At 47.8% G+C, this 19,291-nt stretch carries 16 protein-coding genes; 3 read left to right on the plus strand and 13 right to left on the minus strand.

Translation table 11 applies throughout. The features are described 5' to 3' along the window. Nucleotides 1-135 precede the first annotated feature (135 nt). Complete coding sequence (gene xerS, locus ACI48K_RS19475; protein WP_475029292.1) at nt 136-1,206, plus strand: tyrosine recombinase XerS; 1,071 nt, start codon at nt 136-138, stop codon at nt 1,204-1,206. 3 nt (nt 1,207-1,209) lie between these two features. Here the strand turns inward: xerS and ACI48K_RS19480 are convergent, their stop codons facing one another. After that, on the minus strand, nt 1,210-2,634 hold the full coding sequence (locus ACI48K_RS19480) for an MDR family MFS transporter (protein ID WP_475029293.1): 1,425 nt from the start codon (nt 2,632-2,634) through the stop codon (nt 1,210-1,212). Nucleotides 2,635-2,749: 115 nt separating this feature from the next. Here ACI48K_RS19480 and ACI48K_RS19485 point away from each other — a divergent pair, with 115 nt between their 5' ends. Continuing rightward, a complete protein-coding gene (locus ACI48K_RS19485) occupies nt 2,750-3,343 on the plus strand; it encodes a TetR/AcrR family transcriptional regulator (protein ID WP_475029294.1) in 594 nt (197 codons plus the stop codon). Nucleotides 3,344-3,714: 371 nt separating this feature from the next. Beyond that, nucleotides 3,715-4,629: a phosphotransferase gene (locus tag ACI48K_RS19490; RefSeq protein WP_475029295.1), complete on the plus strand. Its 915-nt coding sequence runs from the start codon at nt 3,715-3,717 to the stop codon at nt 4,627-4,629. A 748-nt stretch (nt 4,630-5,377) separates the two neighbouring features. Here the strand turns inward: ACI48K_RS19490 and ACI48K_RS19495 are convergent. From ACI48K_RS19495 to ACI48K_RS19550, 12 genes are all read right to left on the minus strand, one after another. Continuing rightward, nucleotides 5,378-6,259: an aminoglycoside 6-adenylyltransferase gene (locus tag ACI48K_RS19495; protein ID WP_475029296.1), complete on the minus strand. Its 882-nt coding sequence runs from the start codon at nt 6,257-6,259 to the stop codon at nt 5,378-5,380. Nucleotides 6,260-6,358: 99 nt separating this feature from the next. Next, nucleotides 6,359-7,117 (minus strand): ABC transporter permease, encoded by a 759-nt coding sequence (locus ACI48K_RS19500; RefSeq protein ID WP_475029297.1) that lies wholly within the window; start codon nt 7,115-7,117, stop codon nt 6,359-6,361. Further along, complete coding sequence (locus ACI48K_RS19505; protein ID WP_475029298.1) at nt 7,114-7,863, minus strand: ABC transporter permease; 750 nt, start codon at nt 7,861-7,863, stop codon at nt 7,114-7,116. The genes ACI48K_RS19500 and ACI48K_RS19505 overlap by 4 nt, the downstream gene beginning before the upstream one ends. Beyond that, nucleotides 7,860-8,573: an ABC transporter ATP-binding protein gene (locus ACI48K_RS19510; protein WP_475029299.1), complete on the minus strand. Its 714-nt coding sequence runs from the start codon at nt 8,571-8,573 to the stop codon at nt 7,860-7,862. The genes ACI48K_RS19505 and ACI48K_RS19510 overlap by 4 nt, the downstream gene beginning before the upstream one ends. 92 nt (nt 8,574-8,665) lie before the next feature. After that, nucleotides 8,666-9,115 carry a sensor histidine kinase gene (locus ACI48K_RS19515; protein WP_475029300.1) on the minus strand — a complete coding sequence of 150 codons (450 nt, stop codon included), beginning with the start codon at nt 9,113-9,115 and terminating at the stop codon, nt 8,666-8,668. 69 nt (nt 9,116-9,184) lie between these two features. Continuing rightward, the gene (locus tag ACI48K_RS19520) at nt 9,185-9,676 is read right to left on the minus strand and encodes a histidine kinase dimerization/phospho-acceptor domain-containing protein (RefSeq protein WP_475029301.1); all 492 of its coding nucleotides are present in this window, start codon (nt 9,674-9,676) and stop codon (nt 9,185-9,187) included. After that, nucleotides 9,673-10,350, minus strand: coding sequence for a response regulator transcription factor (locus ACI48K_RS19525; protein WP_475029302.1), 678 nt, complete (start codon nt 10,348-10,350; stop codon nt 9,673-9,675). The genes ACI48K_RS19520 and ACI48K_RS19525 overlap by 4 nt, the downstream gene beginning before the upstream one ends. Nucleotides 10,351-10,745: 395 nt before the next feature. Beyond that, nucleotides 10,746-10,958, minus strand: a complete 213-nt coding sequence (locus ACI48K_RS19530; protein ID WP_475029303.1) for a hypothetical protein — start codon at nt 10,956-10,958, stop codon at nt 10,746-10,748. Nucleotides 10,959-11,398: 440 nt separating this feature from the next. Further along, on the minus strand, nt 11,399-15,472 hold the full coding sequence (locus ACI48K_RS19535; protein ID WP_475029304.1) for a DUF5695 domain-containing protein: 4,074 nt from the start codon (nt 15,470-15,472) through the stop codon (nt 11,399-11,401). An 89-nt stretch (nt 15,473-15,561) separates the two neighbouring features. Continuing rightward, the gene (locus tag ACI48K_RS19540; protein ID WP_475029305.1) at nt 15,562-17,472 is read right to left on the minus strand and encodes a glycoside hydrolase family 127 protein; all 1,911 of its coding nucleotides are present in this window, start codon (nt 17,470-17,472) and stop codon (nt 15,562-15,564) included. Between the two features lie 26 nt (nt 17,473-17,498). Next, nucleotides 17,499-18,368, minus strand: coding sequence for a carbohydrate ABC transporter permease (locus ACI48K_RS19545; RefSeq protein WP_475029306.1), 870 nt, complete (start codon nt 18,366-18,368; stop codon nt 17,499-17,501). Next, complete coding sequence (locus ACI48K_RS19550; RefSeq protein WP_475029307.1) at nt 18,365-19,291, minus strand: carbohydrate ABC transporter permease; 927 nt, start codon at nt 19,289-19,291, stop codon at nt 18,365-18,367. Before ACI48K_RS19550 ends, ACI48K_RS19545 begins: the two co-directional genes overlap by 4 nt.

Genomic DNA, 19,291 nt, shown 5'->3' on the forward strand with positions numbered 1-19,291 from the left:
ATTTATTAACCGTCGGGAGGAACAGGGGCAAGTTTTTTTCTCTGATCGCTGGCGCTTTTATTATTACGTAAAATAATAATTTGACGAATAAATATATCTGGTTTATGATGATTTCAAGGAGGTGCGGCCAAACCAATGGATAAATCAATGAAATCGCATTACATGAATCGGATCGATGATAAATTGGCCGAGCTGCCTTGGTACGTTACCGAATACATAGACAGCCGCAAACGCAAACTTTCGCACACGACGCTGCTGAATTATTGTCACGACTATATTATCTTTTTTGATTGGCTGGTTTCGGAAAAGCTTGCCGCCGCAAGCCGCAAAGAAATCGAATTATCGGTTCTGGAAAAACTGACCGTTCGCGAAATCGAAAACTTTCTTTCCTTTTTGGAGTACCAATTGGGCAATACCCGATACACGATCAACCGTAAGTTATCGGCATTAAAGTCCCTCTTCGATTATTTGCAGAATAAAGCTGAAACGGTAGATTTGAAGCCCTATCTTGAACGGAACGTCATGGCCAAAATCGAGTTCAATTCGATTAAGGAAAGCCAGGAGACGATCGCCAACCGGATCGAAGGCAAAATTCTTCGAAATGATGATTTTGAACAATTCCGGCAGTTCGTCGCGTACGATTTTGGCGCGTTAAATAAGGATAACAAAAGGCTTTATCAGTTTCACGAGTTTAATCGTGAACGGGACACCGCAATCGTGTCGTTGATTCTTGGATCCGGACTGCGGTTATCGGAAGTCGCCGGCATCAATATCGAGGATCTCGACGTCAATAAAGGCCAAGTCCGCGTGCTTCGCAAAGGCAATAAGGAACAATACGTATATTTTAGCCAGCAAGCTTTATCGGACCTGGAAAATTATCTGCAGATCCGAAGCAGCCGGTACAAACCCGAGAAAACCGAAAATTATTTGTTTCTGGCGGCGCCGATCGGCCGGAAAGGCAAAAACCGGCGGTTAACGCCAAGATCGATCGAAAAGCTCATCGAAAAGTATGCGACCGCCTTCGGCAAACCGGCGCTAACGGTGCATTCCTTAAGACATTCCTTCGCGACGCGTTACCACCAGGAGAACAACGACGTGCCGCGGCTCAAAAATCAGCTCGGGCATTCATCGATCCAAACCACGATGATCTATACGCATTTAACGGATGAAGAAATGAGAAAAGCCGTCAATAATATGGATAAGTAAAGTTTATCTTTTTATTCTTGGCAGAAGTGTCGCCGGAATTAGCGCCAGCGCTGAAAAGGCAATCGACCAGATGAATGAATGATCGAACGCAACAGCTACGGCGGCCGGGTCGTGTGCCACGACCGAATTAAGCTCGTTCTGCAAAATAATAGCGATAACCGATGCCCCAAAGGCGCCGCCGATTTGCTGCATAATACGAGTGGTGATGCTGGCATGCGGGATTTGCTGCGAAGACAGCCCAATATAGGCGGAAGCCATAACCGGTAAAAACACGGCCCCTAATCCGGCCCCCCGTACGATCAATGCCGCGCTCAAATAATAATAGCTCGTATCCGCGCTAAGCTGCGTAAATGGCCATGTTCCAAGCAAGGTAAGCAGGGTTCCAACAAGAACGACGGGCTTCGAGCCGATCTGATCCGTTAGTTTGCCGGCAAGCGATCTGGTCAGCAGCATCCCAATCCCTTGCGGTGCAAGCAGCAAGCCGGATAAAAGCACAGATTCGCCGCGGACTTGCTGGAAGTATAACGGCAGCAGAAGCATTGCCCCATAGGTGGTCAGACCGGATAAAAAGAGCAGTGTTGAGGATACGGTTAAAGAACGCGCCCGGAACAGCCTAACATCAAGCAACGCTTCGTTTCCTTTGCGAAACGCATGGACGACAAACCCAGTCAAAAGCGCTAATCCCGCTATAACGGGAACGAGAACCGCGGCACGGCCGAAACCGTGGCTGGAGCTTACTTCTCCAAGACCGTAAATAATGAGCACGATGGCCGGGGATAGTAGTATCAGTCCCAGCAAATCCAGTCGCAACGTTTGGGTTCCGCGCTCTTCATTGGGCAAACCCTTCCACGCCAATATGATGGCAACGATGCAAAACGGAATATTCACCAGAAAAATCCATCTCCAGCTCAGATGATTAATGATAAGGCCTCCGAGCACTGGCCCTAATATCGGCCCAAGAAGCATTGGCAAGCTGACCGTGGCCATCATTTTGCCCATATTTTTCCCTCTGGCCGCGCGAACTCCCAAAGTCTGCATCGTCGGCATCAGCAATCCTCCGCCGATCCCCTGTATAGTACGGAAAAAAATGAGGCTCTCCACGTTCCACGCCAGGCTGCATAGAACAGAACCAAGCAAGAACATGCCCAGCGAAAATAACCAAATGGACTTGCCCCCAAACCGTTCCACTGCCCAGCCGGTGAAGGGAATGACCATGCCCAGCGCAAGCAGGTAACTGGTCATCACCCATTGAATGGTCGATACCGAGGCATTAAATTCCCGAACCAACGTATCAATAGCAACATTGGTTATCGTCGTGTCGAATACCGGGGCCAGCATACCGACCATTAGAATCCACATCATTTTCTTCGCGGCCGCCTGCTGTTGCTGTTCAGCCGATTCAAGCGTTGCGGAACCTTGTGTTTGCAAGATGAATACCTCCTTTTAATCAAGCCGATAAGATACTAAAAGTTTCTTATTCGTGTATATGATATACTATCCCTATATGAAACGCAACGAATTTTTTAAGGAGCATGAGAACAATATGTCCAACGCTCAAGATCAAAATAAATTGAAAAGCAGACGCAGAGGCAAAGAACTGGAAGCGGCTATACTACAAGCGGTACGGGAAGAGTTGAAAGAACGAGGGTATTCTAATCTTACGATGGATGGAGTGGCGGAACGGTCGGGAACAAGTAAAGCCGTACTTTACCGGCGCTGGGCTAACCGTGCTGAGATTGTACTCGCGGCGATCCGGGAACGCGTGCCCCTGCCGCTGGAGGAAGTGCCCGATTACGGGAATTTGCGAGATGATGCTTGCGGCGTGCTTAGATCAATGAATCAGAACAATCCCGAAGTGATGATGCATGCTTTCTATGGGCTCATCACGGAAATCGAGGCGATGCCGCTTGCATCCTTATTATTCCCCCAAGGACGTCATAACAGGACAATGAGAATTGTTCTGCAGCGAGCCGTTGACCGAGGAGAGGTGTCGGCCGAAGCCGTTACGCCCCGGATGCTTACTTTGCTAGGGGATTTGGCCCGCAATGAGTTAATCCTTTATAATAGCCCCATGTCTGAGCAGACAATTGCAGAGATTGTGGACGAAGTTTTCTTACCGCTTGTATTAAAACGGTGATTACCAATTCCGCCCTCCGCAAAAACCTCACCACAAAAAAATGCTGGCGAATCATTGGGTCTCACTTTGGTAAGGTTGAGGTTGAGCAGCCACCAGTCATGAACATGGTTTAAGACAACTTAACAGCGGGCGAACTGGTGGCTATTGCAAAAGAATCCGGTCGGAACGGAAAACCGAAGTCCCTGTTTAAGCACTACATGCTACCAGCGTACGTTCTTTAATAGGTGATTGGAAATGGAATATAATGAGGAGGACGTAGCCCAAGCGAAGGCGCGGGAGCGTTCTTTTTATTGAACTAACGGGCAGTTATGCGTAACTTCCAAGGAATGTAAACATCTAAATAACGTAAGGAACGAGGAGGCAGACAATTCATGGGAGGAACGAATGTATGGGATGCGAAGTGGGAGGTTAACGAAGAGCAGGCGCGGACGCTGATCGGCAGACAATTCCCTCAACTGTCATCGAAGCAAGTGAAGCGATTGGACTGGGGCTGGGACAATACGGTTTTTCTCATCGGTGACGAGTACGTGTTCCGGTTTCCAAGAAGAACGATTGCAGTTGGCTCGATTCGTATGGAAGGGAAGCTGCTCCCGCAGATGGAGGCATATATGACCATCCCCTATCCTAAACCGTTGTTTTTTGGCGAAGCAAGTGACGAATACCCGGCGCCATTTCTTGGCTATGCCTACGTGCCAGGAGATTTCCCAATCGGTTTGACGGAAGAACGCCGGGCTTTATCGGCAGAGACGCTGGCGAAATTTTTGCGGAGATTGCATGAGTTTCCGGTGCAGGCGGCGCTGAAGTGCGGAGTTCAGCAAGATCATCGAAACTTGACGGACATAGCATCGCGCAAAGTGAAATTGGAGGGCTTTCTATCGAAGCTGGTTGAACACTTGTCGCCGGAGGAGTCCGGTGTGATCGAAGCGTATATTAGCAGACTGCAAAAGGACCGTGTCGAGGCGGTGAATGCACTGCTACATGGCGATCTTCATTTCAAAAATATGCTTGTGAATGAGAACGGGATCGTTTCCGGCATCATTGATTGGGGCGATCTGAGCGTAGGCCATCCAGCTTGCGATTTGAGCGTTGCTTATAGCTTTTTACCACCTTACGCTCGCAGCGTGTTTTTCGAAACGTACGGAGGAGCGGACGAGGAAACGAAGCTGCTGGCGCGGCTGATCGCGGTATACATCCCCATACTAATCTTAATGCAAGCGGTCGACGACGGGAATGAAGCGATTGCGGCAGAGGCGAAATCCAACATCATGCGGGCACTGTCGGATTAGGCTCATTATTTCGGGTAATGAGACCAAGTTCTTGTCCTATAAGGGACTATGTTCTTGTCCTCCGACACGAAGGGAGATTGATACCACGAATAATCCAAACTTTATTCAGTTACATCTTCACAAAACCCGTATTTTGTACATATGTATTAAAAGCGGTTAAACCCCTTGTTTTTCTAAAGATTCTTGTACAAGTGACACAAATTTACCTACATTATATTATATTTCAGCCACTCCAATTTTGATCCTTATCGCCATACTTGTTAGTTTTTCACTGGCTGTAAAAACCATTGAAACAGTCAAGATATTTACACGGAACTCCGATGTCCAAGCCATAAATACACGAGTAACTGATCAAATATGTCGCGTTCTGTTCAACATCTACTTGTAGATCTGTAGTCAATATACATCAAGGAACATCCCACTATGTTTTAATGGTGGTCGTATTCCCCTTTCCCCGCCATACTTATGTCTTGCTAGTTTTGTACATTCCTCTTATAAAATTTTCCAATTAGATATATCAGTAATCCTATAGAAAACAAAGTTATCGCTTTACTAATGCTTCCTAATTTAAAAACAACAACTAAGATAGAGAATGCCATCATAAATTGACCTAATAGATGAATGTATTTGAGCATTTCTAAAATTACACCTCCTTATATTCAAAAAACGCACTTGAAATGAACCGAGTAAGCAAGAAATCTTTCTTTTTTCGTAGTGTAGTAGTTATAATATTTTTGCACAATATCATTCAATAAATACCTCTTGCATCAATAGGCAATTCCCTAACGTGTTTAAGATAATTCGTAATATTGGCATCATCTTTGCCATTGTAGGAATATTGAAAATACTCGGCGACATCCTTGGCTAGAATCCTAAACAATTCACAAGAAATGAATATCGAGTTCCACATATTTTCATAGTTGCTGCCGGAATAAGTTTCCTTATACATTTCCCAATATGCTTCGGGAAGATGCTTCTTCATGTACTTCCCCATTTTCCCTGTAGATACTTGAAAATCTTTTCGGGTACCCACCCACCATGAAATCATCTCATCCAGGTGAGGTCTGATGACGTGCTCAAACATTTGTTTCGCATACGGTAATTCATCACGCCAAATTCCTTTGGCAACATTCTGTAGACACCACCAAAAGTCATTGCAACAACCCAAATATAATGGCTCTGTCGGCTTCTTAACATGATAGTCGATATCTGTGGGAGCAGAAATGATTGGTAGGCAGTTATCCTTATCTAATAAAGGAACTGTCAATTTATCACTAACATATCCTTCAAGCATAGATTCTTTAGTTTCTATGTGAAGGTCTATACGATTTCCATCCGTAAATAGCATTAAATATCCGTAAGACCGATTAAAATCCATATCTATGCCTATAGATTGGTCATTTTTATCAGGCTCTTGCATCATAAGCAAATCACCAAATACATTTACCCATGTCTCGTCTTTTATAAAAGATGAAGTTTCGGTTACTACGTAAACAATGTCATAATCCTGAAAAATATCCTTGGGAGCATTAGGATTGGTACGCGAACCGTTCATGTAAACCGCACGGATTCGTTCATCCTTTTGAGCAACTTCTAGAATTAAATCAAACATTTCTTTTTCAGTTCTCATTTACGTCACCTCCGCATCTTCATACAGGCTATACATAACATAGCACAACTGGGGTATTTTTACTCCCCCCTCCTTCTCATCCAAAGAAAAATTCTAAACTTAGGCATCTCGTTTACGGTAAAATGCAATAGCTACTATCATCAAGATCAGTGCCCATAACATTGAAATACCTGTCCCCTGCATGGGTGTAAGGACATTTATTTCATCTAAGGCAGGCGGCATATACATATAATATCCTGCCGTATCCGGAAAATAATTTTTAATACCAGGCAGAAAATTTCTCGATAATGGACTGACAATGAAATAGTAACCAAGCAACACCACTAAAGCAGGAGTGGTTCGTCTTAATAAAGCACCTATAGCTGCACTTAGAAGTGTAGTTAATGTCAGATAGCCTGCTGCACCTGCTATTGCTTTTAACAGTGTGTCTATTTCGACCCCTACTGCCGTGTCTTTCATCATTATAAGAGTATATAGCATACCTGATGCAGCTATAATAAACGCCACAGGAATGGTTATAGTGGCCAATGCCAAATGCTTCGTGAATAATTGAATTCCCCGCCAAGGCATCGCCGTTAAAGTCGTCCGAATTTGTCCGCCGGTATACTCCGAACAAGTAGCTAATATCCCAAGAATGATGAACCCTGCTTGAAGATATCCCATGGAAGCAAGTCCAATATTCAGTATACTTTGCGTCCCCGCTGCACCTTGTAGACCAACCGAAGTATAAGCTGCGGCTAAAGCTAAATTAAGCATGAATGTACCCATAAGGGTGAGCCATGTCCATGGTAATGCAACCATTTTATCCAGTTCAGCACTCAGGATTAGTGTTATCTTTCTGCTCGAAGAGACACTCATGATGCAACGTCCCTCCTATGGAATACAATAGCTGCAGCAATGAACAGAACGACTACCCAAGCAAACATGACTATCCCGCCTGTGAACGGGGTATGAAAGCTGTCGCTCATAGGCATAAACATGTCAAGGCCAGCCCTATCCGGTAAGTATAACGCCAACTTTGTAACCTTGGAAAGCAGGAAACTGAATGATACAACGGATGTATTTATGATGAGCACAGCAAGCGGAATAATGCCATTCTTAGTTAGAGCAGTAATCCCAAATGCTAGAAGAGCAGTGAATGTCCAGTAGCAAACTGCACCGATCAGTTTAGTCCATTCAAATGCAGGGGCGTATTCACCAAGAATGAGATGCGTTGCTGACACCGTTGTCATCATAGCAACAATACAAAGCAGTATGCTGATCCCTGCCACAGCGCCTGCCTTTGCCAGCAAAAAATGAAGCCGGGATGAAACAGCAGTTAAACTTGTTGTAATCTGTTGTCCTCCACCCGATTCACGGCTCTCTGTCAAATACTCACTGCTGACGGCAAGCACACCTAGAATAATGACACCTTGCACACCAAGAGCTAATCCGATATAGCCAACTTCCGATAGCCGTGTGCTAACTCCAGCTATAATCTCCTCTTTTTGTGCTGTACTGTCCAGCGCAGCAATGAGCGCTGGGGCAATTGCTCCAATCAGAAAGGCCAGCCAAATACCTGGCAGGGAGAACAATTTCGATAATTCAGCGTTGAATGCTCTCATACAACATCACCTGCATGTTCAGATGTCAGGGCGAAAAAGGCTTTCTCCAGCGTAGAATGGTTACCTATTACTTCCTCCAATGTTCCATCTGCAACGATTTTTCCATGATGAATAATCACTACATCATCCACAGTCTCTGCAAGCTCTCCCATTAGATGACTGGATAGCAACACCGTGTTACCAGACGCAGCACGTTCACGTAAAAATGTCCGGATCCATCGAATTCCTTCCGGGTCGAGCCCGTTTACGGGTTCATCTAAAACTAATATTGGGGGATCGCCAAGCAGTGCGGCTGCCATTCCAAGTCTTCTCCCCATACCAAGGGAATACTTCCCAACTCTTTTACCAGCTGCATTAGTAAGGCCTACGATTTCCAGAACTTCCTCGACACGCGAGCGGGACAATCCTGCGGCACGAGCCATCCATCGCAAATGCGCCCGTCCTGTTCGCATAGGGTGAGCTCCAAGTCCATCCAAAGCGGCACCTACTGCCCCTAGAGGATTATGTAATTCTGCGAATGGCTTTCCATTAATCAGTGCGCTCCCTGAGGTAGCACGATCTAATCCAAGCAGAATGCGAAGTGTAGAACTTTTACCCGCCCCATTCGGACCTAAAAAACCAGTTACTCTACCTGGTCTTGCTGTAAAACTGATACCTGATAAAATTTCTTGAGATCCGCGACGTTTGACCAAGTTATTAATGGTAAGCAACCATAACACGTCCTTTCTGTTATGGTTCTCATTATAAAGAAGCAAAGTTACATCTCGGCTATCCGTCTGTTTACTTCTGGGTTACCTTTAGGTTAAGCTCTGCCAATAGCTACTCTTGTGCCATTTTCATTGGATGTAAAATCGGCTCTCAGCTTCATTTTTTTCAACATAAAATTGGAAGCCGATAAACCAATCCCCGCCCCACGCTCATAGGAGGAGTTATCCATACCGGGACCTCTATCCGCAATAATGATCAGTTCTTTTTCCACATCAACCACAATGTTTGCATATTTCCCCTCTGCCGCATGCCGAAGAATATTCTGAAATAAATTATCCAGAACCCGTGTCATCCATTTAGGATCCGTTTCCCAATAGAAAGTCTCCTCTGCCGGCAAATCAACATCGATCTGAATTTCTTGTTCTTCAAATGCAGGATACCACGCGGCAACCGATGCTCTTACCAAACGTCCAATATCTGTTGAAACGGGCCCAAAAGGATGTTTCCCTGATGTAAGCAATGTGTAGGAAAGCAAATCATCCATCAGATCTCCGACTCTTGTAATCGTATGGTTCATCTCTGTTAATAAGCTTTGTCCTTCTGAACTCATTGACTATTTATTTAATCTGGTGACATGTCCTCTCAAAATGGTAAGCGGCGTTCGTAAGTCGTGAGATAAATTCGCAATGAGGCGATGCCGTAATAATTCCTCTTCATATTCTCGCTTGCGACTGTCTTCAAGCTGCTGAATCATCCAATTAAAAGAACTTCCCAACTGGTCTATTTCATCCATACGATCCGTTTGAACAGATATGGGTTGGGGAAATGAGTTGTGATTTGCTGAAAATGACATGACTTCCTGTAAGCGGGTGAGACGTTTACGAAGCCTCAAGAAGAACAGCCAGGATATTACAACAAAAGCGATAATAATAAATCCAAACAATAACACGGTAACGTAAAATAGATTTAACGTGTTCATCTCTTTTTCATTGGTATCAGAAAACCCAAAAAACGCACTGAAGAAAATAAGCACAATAAACGGAAAAAAGATAAATAGAAAATGTACATTTAGAAAACGACGAAATAAGGATCTATTCTGTCTCATAGCTTCACCCGATAGCCTATTCCCTTCAACGTTTCAATAATCTCTGGGGAATCCGGATGACGTTCCAGCTTTTGACGCAGTCGATGAATATGCACCATTATTGTTTTATCACCGGTGATATAAGTTTCTTGCCAAATGGCTTCATAGATTTGTTCTTTTGGTAAAACTTGATTTGGGTGGCGCAAGAAGTACATTAAAATTTGATGTTGTTTCCCTGTCAATATAATTTCTTCTCCTGTGCGCTTGTCGTATACCATTTGGACAGCTGGATCTACTTCAATATGGTTTCCTAATAAAATGCGTTCGGAATGAGTTCCGCCGCTTCGACGGATTAATACTTCTAATCTTGCCACTAATTCATCCGTATGGAATGGTTTCGTTAAATAGTCATCGGCAAATTGCAAACCGTCTACCTTATCATCTATCGAAGTTCGAGCAGATAACAGCAAAATGGGAACAGCAGGAGCTGCCTTTTTTAATCGTTTTCCCACCGTAAATCCGTCTAAACCGGGTAACATGATATCCAAAATAACGATTTCATGCTGATTTACTTCTTTTTCGGCTCCTTCCCCGGAAAGCAGCCACTGAACCGAAAATCCTCGCTGTTCCAATTCTTCTTTTAACCAACTGCCTATTTTCTCATTATCTTCAATATATAATATGTTTCTTTTCAAGGAGCATCCCTCTCTCTATTGAGTTTCACTATGATTGAACCGGTCGTTCTGCACTCCCGTATACGGAAATCCGCAAGTTCTTTCGAGAACAGTATAGATGAAAGTAAGAAAATCCCATAGGAAAAATCAATCCATCTTTTAGTGCCGAGCAAGTTCTTTAAGATATCGAAGTTCAAGCACCTTCCGAGTACATAAAAAGACGGATCGCAGGAACCGCAATCCGCTGTCTTCTGTGGGATTATACTGAGAAGCCTTTATCTGGTCAATTAAGCCAATTAAAAAGCCACCTTCTCAACGTTTCCCATGCTTAGTTCCCCTAAAAACAAACACCCTCATGAAATAATAGCTGCACAATGAGGATAACGCCATGGATATCCCTTTCGATCCATTGTGGATCATCCAAATCGGAAGGAAGGATTTAATACGGCTCCTAGGTAAGCGACTGAATTGATCACGATAAGAGCCAGCGGGGTCCTCGTATGCCATACTACCAGCAAGGCATTCAACAACACCAGATCTAAAGCGCCGTTCATCAGGCCGATCAAGCTGAAATGTGCAAATTGAAAAAAATTTCTTCTTAAACTCGCTCTTCTCGTCCATACCGGCATTAGATCCCCCCTCCTCTCTCCTTAAGACACTCTTATAATTTCCAAGAAACGGTCGGCAGCACGTTGTCCGTCAGTACTCGGTTTTGATGTCTCACCGCGGTGAACAGAATGTCCCGTAGAACCTCGTCGGTCAGTAGGTGTGGCTCCAATCCCAGATCCTTAAGCTTCGTGTTTTTGCCAAAATAATAATGCTTTTCCTTCTCGATGCGCGGATTGTCGAGATGAACAATTCGGCAATGCCATTTCATATTTAAAAGACTATGTTTACTTCAAAATTGTTCATTTAATAATAAAAATTTTTTTGACTCAATTAACGATCAAAAACCACAAATCACTTTTATAAATATGAACGATTACAGAAAAAACTAAACGGCCTCATCCCTAGAAATTCAGGGCCAAGGCCGTTTAATGGACCTTTATTTTTTGTACTGTTTCAAGATTTAGCTTCCATATACCTTCCAGGATTCGATCCCCGTCGAGGTCGACGCCTTCGCCGTGATGTTGAGCCGAATCATGTTCGTGGAGATGGCGGTAAACGTCGTCGTGTTGTACTGGTTGCCGAGCACAGCGAGGCCGATTGGATCGTTCACGTCCGCCCAAGCCGTGCCGTCCCAGTATTGAATCGTATAAGATTCGGGAAGATCGATGCCTTGATCGTCATCGAACCAGTAGACGTCGACTTTGGATATCGTGTAGTTTTGGCTGAAATCGTACTCCACCCACTGCGTCGTTCCGGGATTGTCCCAATTGCCGTAAACAGGGTGATTACGATCGTTGGAGCTCGTCGGCGTGTATCCGTCGTTCAGGCCGGCCAAGCTCTCCCACGAAGAGACGTATGAAGTCGAGGCCGTTCCAAGCGGAGCGATATCCGCGATATTGACGGCGCCGCCCACCAGCGTATTGATCTCCGCCCCGCTGAGCGCGCGATTGTAGATTTTGAAATCATCCACCAGGCCGTTCAAATTCGGATCGCCCGAATATTGGGAGCGGCCGATCCAGTTTTGCGTCGTGCTGCCGAGGTTGGACGGCTTCAGCGTCATGTTCGCGTTGCTCGCCACTTCCACGCCGTCGACGTACAGGGTGCCCGTCGTGCCGGAGAGCGTGACCGCCACATGCTTCCATACCCCGGTCGGGAACGCCGTCGACGACGAGATTTGCTGCTCGGAGCTGTTACCGCCTGTTGTGATCGAGAAGCGCAGGCCTGCGGTTCCCGGCTGCGGCGTCAAGAACATGTTGGCGGACGTGCCCGTACCGAAGTCGAAAATCCGCGTCCAGTTGCTGAGGCTGTTTACTTTTACCCAAGCGGCAATCGTGAAGTCGTTCAAGCTGCTCGTGATACCGGCCGGCAGGCTTACGTACTGGCTCGAGCCGCTCAAGCTGACCGCGTTGCCCTCATGCCCGGCCGTCCAAGTCGCGGCGCCGTTCAACGTCGCGTTATTGCCGCTGCCGGAAGCATCCGCTGCGGACGTGCCACTCGTCTCATCCAGCTTGTAGTAGGCGACGACGTCCGATCCAGGATTTCCAATACTGCTTACGGTCATCGTCACCGTGTCGGAGGAAGACAGCGTGCCGTCGCTCGCGGTCAGCTTGAACACGTAGGTGCCCGCGGCGGATACCGTCGCCGTTGTGTTCAAAGCACTTGCGTTCGCGATCGTTGCCGTTCCAGGCCCGCTTTGCAGACTCCACGTCGTCGTCAGCGTGCCGTTAGGCAGTCCGTCATCGCTGGCGGTTCCGGTAAGCGCAACAGCCGCAGGCAGCGTGAAGGCGCCATTTGCGCCCGCGTCGACAGTCGGTGCGGCGTTCACGGCCGTCCCTTGCTGGATCGCGATGTTGTACGTCGCGGCCGTGCCGATGTTCAGGCTCACCGTTGTTTTGCCGCCTGCCGCCGCATTAAACGAACCGGCAGCCGTACCGTTCACGGTGACGTTATAACTGCCCGCCGCCAAATTCGTCAGCGTCAGCTTCGTCGTATGCGCGGCCGTCGTGTATTGATTCTTCAGTGTGAAGCTGACAGCGTTGCGCGCCGTTGCGACCGTCGCCGAAGCAAATTGGTCGCGGTCGAGCTCCATATACAGCTTCTGCGTGATGAGGTTGATTTTCTTAAAAACGCCGTCCTTCGGCGTAATTTGATAGCTGCCGCCGCTTTGCGTTACGTCGCAGCCGTAACAGGTCAAACCGAAGATCGGGTCGACGGCGACGTCCGAGCTGAGGATTCGGATCGCGCCGAACAAGCCGAGATCCGCTTCGCCGGACATGCCCCGCCAGCCGTTAAGCAGCGGCCCGCCGTCGAGCCCTTGCGCGCCAAGCGTACCGAGCTCCGACTGGTAAGTCCAGGATACCGCGCCGATGTCGGCTGCGTCCGAGCTGATCTGGCCGGAGTTGATCGCACCGATGTTGGCGATCTTAGCGGCGTACGACAACCGTTCGTCGACTTCCGGCGTGGCCGAGTAATTCCGCAGGTAATCGTCCATCGTATAACCCGCGAGCGACACCGTATATTGGAAGTTCCACCATGCTTCGCCCGTAATCGTCACCGGATCCGCGTAGTAGTACCACAACGGCTGCTGTCCGCGAACGGCGCGCGTTTTCGTGTTGATTTTGCTCATCATCGCCGTGTTGTTATTCATTTTGGCCAGCGTGTAAACCGCTTCTTCGCCCGTGTTGTCGTAGTTGTATTCCGAACCGTACGGGTAGGTTGTGTTTTTGAAGTTGTTGTACTTGGTGGCCATCTTGGAGATGATGTCGTTCGCTTGTGTTGTCATGCCTTCGTCCTGCAGCGCTTTGATGAGCTCCGGCGTCGTCGATTCGCCCATGAGACCCGTGCTCCAGTTATAAGCGACGCCCGCTCCGTCATACAACGCCTTGAAAATGTTATACGCCCGCGATAAATACGTCGTTCTCGGCTGCAAATACGTTACGAGGTTCGGGTACGCCTTCTCGATCTTATACATGCTGAAATACGTGTTGTAGATGTGCGGGTAGGCGTATCCGCGGTAAGTCGGCGTCGTGTTCGTTCCGGCCATCAGGAAGTCGTAGATCAAATAATCGGAATGATGACCCGCCATCAGGTTCGTCCAGATCGTCGTCTCCAAATACTGATCGAGCGCGGTAACTTCCGAGGCGACCGGAGTCTGGGCGTTTTTCTCGGCGAGGAACTCTGCGTGAGTATAGCCCCAATCGTCGCCCCAGCCCCAGTAGCCGGCAAAATTGTTGCGTTTGGCGTTATTTTGCATCATCCAGTCATCGAACGCCTTGTCCTTGATGTTGCCGGGCGCGTTCCATTGCTGGTTCTGTACCATGAACGTGGCGTGGCGCTGCAGTGCGGCATCGATCGGTTCGATGGCGTAAAACTGCAATACCGTTTTCTCCCCGCTGCCGTAATTGACGGTAATATTGTTCTGGCCAAGGTGGCTGAGCGTGAGTTGATAAAGCTTGTGGTCGGTTCCTGTAGTGCCGAGGGAGGTAACCGTCGTTTCGGAAGGATATTGCGCGGTAATGGAGGTAATCGTTTTGGAGGTATGGAGATCGAATTTGGCGGTCATGTTCGTGGCAAACATCATGCCGGGCACGACGGTGACATCGACCATGCCCTCGCTGTACAGCTTGTCCTTCACGGCTTGATCATTAGCCACTTTGAAAAACTTGAAGGCGTACGTTTTGCTCGCATTCGGAGCCAGCGTCAAGCTCGTATTCGGCAAATAGCCGCGCCCGGTGCTCTTGATGACGTTTGAGTGGATGTAATAGACGTTCAGGCCGTTGGCCCAGCCGCCTTGATCTTGCGCCCATTTGCTGCCGGGATGCTCTTGGGTCCGCCAATGGTCCATGTATTCGAACCCGGCGCCCGTCGTCGTATCCGGCACCATGAGGAGGAATGGGCCGATACCGCTCGGCCGATTGACCGTAATGTAGGAATTGTTATTGCCGACAAATGAATGGAACACCGTTCTCGTCTCGTAAATTTGTTCGCCGCCTCCGCCGGACCAATACTCGTTAAAAGGAAGAGGCAGTCCGAAGTCGCCGATCTCCAGCGTCTGCGCACTCGTGTTAGTCACTTGGATTTGCCACAGCAAGTAATCGTTTACGAGAGAATAGGTCTCGTTGACCCGAAAATTTTTGACGCCGTTCGCGTTCGCGGAATTCTGGTACGTGACGCTCACGGTGTTGCCGCTCTGGCTTTGCGTCCTTCCGTCGGACGAACTTTGCGTCAGCGCGGTTTGCCATGCGCCGGTGCCGAGCCGGTACTTGAACATCAGCTCCCCGAGCCACTCGTGGTCCGACGTGTTTTGCTGCGGCGCGTTAGTCGTATTCATAACGTAATTTGTAGGGAAGCTGTCGCCAACAAGCTGCAGCGAAGTAATCTCGCCGTTGGAACCGGTTTGAAAGTTAAACGTGGAGTTGGAAAGCGTATAGGCCGAAGCGAATTGGGGATGCACGAATACACATGCGGCCATAACCAAGAAGAATGCTGCAATCATAAGCGAACGTTTGTTGATTGCCGTTTCTGCCTTCATCATGAACGACCTCCTCTTCCGGATAGAAATCGCCAGCAAGGTTTTCTCCGTTTTTTATCTAAGTAATCACCTCCTTTCCGGCGCATTCGCCTTTATTTTTCACGAACCCAAACCAGCATTTCGCCCGGTTTCCGATTACCCCAGTATACGTATGGGACGGCCGAGACGGGGACGCTCCTCTTATTTCGCGTGACCGGTCGGTATAGCTCATCTTCCCAGGAAAGATCGGAACGCAGCCCCTCTGCGGACAAGACGACGATGCCGCCTAGAACGTCCTCCCGATACTCCGCTAAAAATTCAGAATCCACAGGGAGGCAAATATCCGTGAGGTCTGGGCCGTTGTCCGCTTCCTCCAGACAATAAACGAGCGGACCGTATTGCAGCGCGATTTTGCCGGCATTCTCGTGCACTTTGGGATTCGACTCGATCCGCTCGACTACCATCGGAAAATGCAGCTCGATTTCGTCGCTTTCCGTCCACGTTCTGCTGATATACGCATATCCGCGAAGGGCGATCGTATCCAGCGCCAATGCTTCCCCGTTAACCGTAATCGAGGGGTGTCTGCACCAAGAAGGAATCCGGAAAGAAAGCGTGCAAGCCGTCGGTTCATCCGTTTGCAGCCGGATCACGATTTTGCCGTCCCATGGATAATGGGTTTCCGTACGCAAGATCAGATTTCGGCCTTGAAGATCAAATACGCTCTCATTGGAAGCATAAAGATGCATGGCGATCTCAGCCCCGTTTTGCGTAAAGAAGTACGTATCCAAGGACGTCAGCAGTCTCGCGATATTTGGCGGACAACAAGCGCAGCCTAACCATGGCACGCGTTCGATTTTGACATGCTGCATATCGTAACGATACCCCGCGACCGCAGGATGAACCTCTAGCGGATTTACATAGAAATAACGTGTGCCGTCGAGGGATATACCGCTCAGCACCCCATTGTATAGAACACGTTCCATCACATCTCCGAATCGACTGTCCCTCTCGATTCTGAGCATTCTGGAAGCGAACATGACAAGTCCAATGGACGCGCATGTTTCCGTGTACGCCGTGTCATTAGGCAGGTCGTAATCTATCGTGAACCTTTCGGCATGGCCTTGCGAACCGAGCCCCCCGGTAATATACATCCGCTTGGACGTCACATGATCCCATAGTTTACGAAGCGCTTCGACCAAAGTATCATCGCTGTATGCAATCGCAAGATCAGCCATTGCTGTATACAAATACATAGCTCGAACAGAATGTCCTTCCGCTGTTTCCTGCTCTCTCACGGGGGCGTGAGCCTGATGATAATCCAGATCAAACCAACGGTCCTTAAATCGGTAACCGAACCCGGGATCCTCTTTCAGAAAACTTGGCTGTTTTCCTCGCTCCTCCACGAAGTATCGGCTCAACTGCAAATACCTTTCTTCATCCGTCGCATGGTACAGTTTTACTAGTGCAAGCTCAATTTCCTCATGACCGCAATACACATGCATTTTATCCGAATCCGGCCCCACGATCCGGTCTATATAATCCGCGTAGCGGCACATCATTTCCAAAAAAGATCGCTTGTGAGTGGACTCGTAATAGGCAACTGCGGCCTCGATCAGATGGCCGGCGCAATATAGCTCGTGCCCGAAAGCAAAATCCTTCCAGCGCTGTTCAGATGCGGCGACCGAAAAATACGTGTTCAAATAACCATCCGATTTTTGGGCCCGTCCCATCAAATCCACGAGCGCATCAATGACTGCTTCAAGCTCAGGATTCGGAAATTGCCGTAAGCTGTAAGCGGCAGCTTCGATCCATTTTGCCACGTCGCTGTCCTGGAAGACCATCCCGTAGAATGCTCCCGTCTGTTCGCCTGCCGCGATGCGGAAGTTCTCTACGGCATGACTGGGCTCCGCGCCTTCAATTTCATCGTTTATCGCTTTCCATTGATAAGGAATCGTATTTAAGACGGTCTGCTCAACCTTAGGCTGCCAAAACTGATCCTTAAGTCTAACCTGCAATTTGATCACTCTCCTACAGTAAACTGGCATCCGGTCTAATTTTTCAATCCGGTCAGAGTGATTCCCTCTACGAAATACTTTTGACCGATCAGGTAGAAAATGACACCCGGCGCAAAGGATAAGCATGTGGCTGCCATCGTCAGCGTCCAGTCATTCTTAAATTGGCCTCTAAAGTTGGTTAGCCCGAGCGCTATCGTATATTTATCGCTCGAGTTGATGTAAATCATTTGTTGGAGCAGATCATTCCATAGCCCGATGAAGATAAACAACGAGACAACGATCATGGCAGATCTGATCGCCGGTGTAATGATACTGAACAAGATACGGAAGTATCCGGCGCCGTCGATCGTTGCCGCTTGATCGAGTTCTCTCGGTATGGACATGATAAACTGCCTAATCAGAAAGATATTAAAAGCGCCGCCGCCGCAAAAATATGGCAGAATCAATGGCAGATAGCTGTCATGGAGTCCGAGACCCCGCGTCCACCCAATATACAGCGGAATGAGCGTCACCATGGCAGGCAGAAGCATTGAACCGACGCAAAGGGCCCAGATCAAATTTTTGCCACGAAACCGCAGCCTTGCAAAGGCATATCCACACAAAGTGGCCGTAAATGTTCCCGCCAAACAGGAAGGAACGATAATCACCATCGTATTCCACAAATACTTCCAAAATTTAAATACCTCCAGCGTTTTCACATAGTTGGAAAAAAGCCAACTATTCGGCAGTAGCGATGGCGGGTATTTGTAGATCTCGTCATTCGTCATCAGAGAAGTACGGAAAATCCACCAAATCGGGAAGAGTACGAGAACGGCAAAAAAAACGACGACGACCAGCGTTATCATGTTCATCGTTAGTTCATTGCGTTTCTTGCTCCTTAGTCTGCCGTATGCCTCTGCTTTCATTTGTCGTCGTCGCCTCCTTCCTTGAAAATCCATAGATTGGACGTCTTGAACAATACGGCAGTAAAGGCCGCAAGAATAGCAAAAATAATCAAAGTGGTTGCGCAGGCATAGCCTAGCTTGTAATTCACAAATGCCTGATCATACATCAGATAAGTCATGAATCGGGAAGAATTGCCGGGCCCGCCTTTGGTCAGAGAAAGGGCCGGCGTAATAACTTGGATATTGGCGATCAAGCTCAGCAACAAGTTGTAAAAAATAATCGGCGTCATGCAAGGCAAGGTGACATGCCGGAAGCGTTTCCACCCGTTCGCGCCATCCATTTCGGCCGCTTCATGGTAGACTTTCGGAACGTTTTGCAGCCCGGCCAAAAAAATAACGATCAGGTTCCCCGCGAGCCAAACCGAAATCAACGAAAGAGAGGGAACGACATAACGGGAATCGGCGATAAAAAGCACTTTATTCAGGCCGGCTTCGGAGAGGAGAAAGTTGAAAAACCCAAAATTCGACTCGTAAAGCCAGGACCACCCTACGTATATCGCGGCGGCCGGCAAAACAAACGGCACATAGAATACAGCTCTGAAAAACCCTCTCGCCGGAATTTTACGGTTCAGCAGCATCGCGATGATAAGCGAATAAATCATACTTCCGAAGACGGATAAAATAGCAAAATAGATCGTTGCGATAATAGAGTCTTTAATATAAGGGTCGGTGGTAAATAGCTGTATATAATTATCGAAGCCGACGAATTCGGGATTTTTCAACGCATTCCAATTCGTCAAGCTGATTCCCAGTACCCCCAAAAGCGGCAGATACGTCAGAAAAATGAGTCCGAGAAAGGCAGGAATCAAACATATATAAGCAACGCGTTGCTCGCTGGAATGGATTCGGGAACGGCGTTTGAGCGGTTTATTAATAGTTTCCAT

The organism is Paenibacillus terrisolis (assembly GCF_056171975.1).

Bases quoted from the DNA above. Each gene is read 5' to 3' on its own strand.
- xerS (WP_475029292.1), top strand. From the start codon at position 136: ATGGATAAATCAATGAAATCGCATTACATGAATCGGATCGATGATAAA.
- ACI48K_RS19485 (WP_475029294.1), top strand. From the start codon at position 2,750: ATGTCCAACGCTCAAGATCAAAATAAATTGAAAAGCAGACGCAGAGGC.
- ACI48K_RS19490 (WP_475029295.1), top strand. From the start codon at position 3,715: ATGGGAGGAACGAATGTATGGGATGCGAAGTGGGAGGTTAACGAAGAG.
- ACI48K_RS19495 (WP_475029296.1), bottom strand. From the start codon at position 6,259: ATGAGAACTGAAAAAGAAATGTTTGATTTAATTCTAGAAGTTGCTCAA.
- ACI48K_RS19500 (WP_475029297.1), bottom strand. From the start codon at position 7,117: ATGAGTGTCTCTTCGAGCAGAAAGATAACACTAATCCTGAGTGCTGAA.
- ACI48K_RS19505 (WP_475029298.1), bottom strand. From the start codon at position 7,863: ATGAGAGCATTCAACGCTGAATTATCGAAATTGTTCTCCCTGCCAGGT.
- ACI48K_RS19515 (WP_475029300.1), bottom strand. From the start codon at position 9,115: ATGGATGATTTGCTTTCCTACACATTGCTTACATCAGGGAAACATCCT.
- ACI48K_RS19520 (WP_475029301.1), bottom strand. From the start codon at position 9,676: ATGAGACAGAATAGATCCTTATTTCGTCGTTTTCTAAATGTACATTTT.
- ACI48K_RS19530 (WP_475029303.1), bottom strand. From the start codon at position 10,958: ATGCCGGTATGGACGAGAAGAGCGAGTTTAAGAAGAAATTTTTTTCAA.
- ACI48K_RS19535 (WP_475029304.1), bottom strand. From the start codon at position 15,472: ATGATGAAGGCAGAAACGGCAATCAACAAACGTTCGCTTATGATTGCA.
- ACI48K_RS19545 (WP_475029306.1), bottom strand. From the start codon at position 18,368: ATGAAAGCAGAGGCATACGGCAGACTAAGGAGCAAGAAACGCAATGAA.
- ACI48K_RS19550 (WP_475029307.1), bottom strand. From the start codon at position 19,291: ATGGAAACTATTAATAAACCGCTCAAACGCCGTTCCCGAATCCATTCC.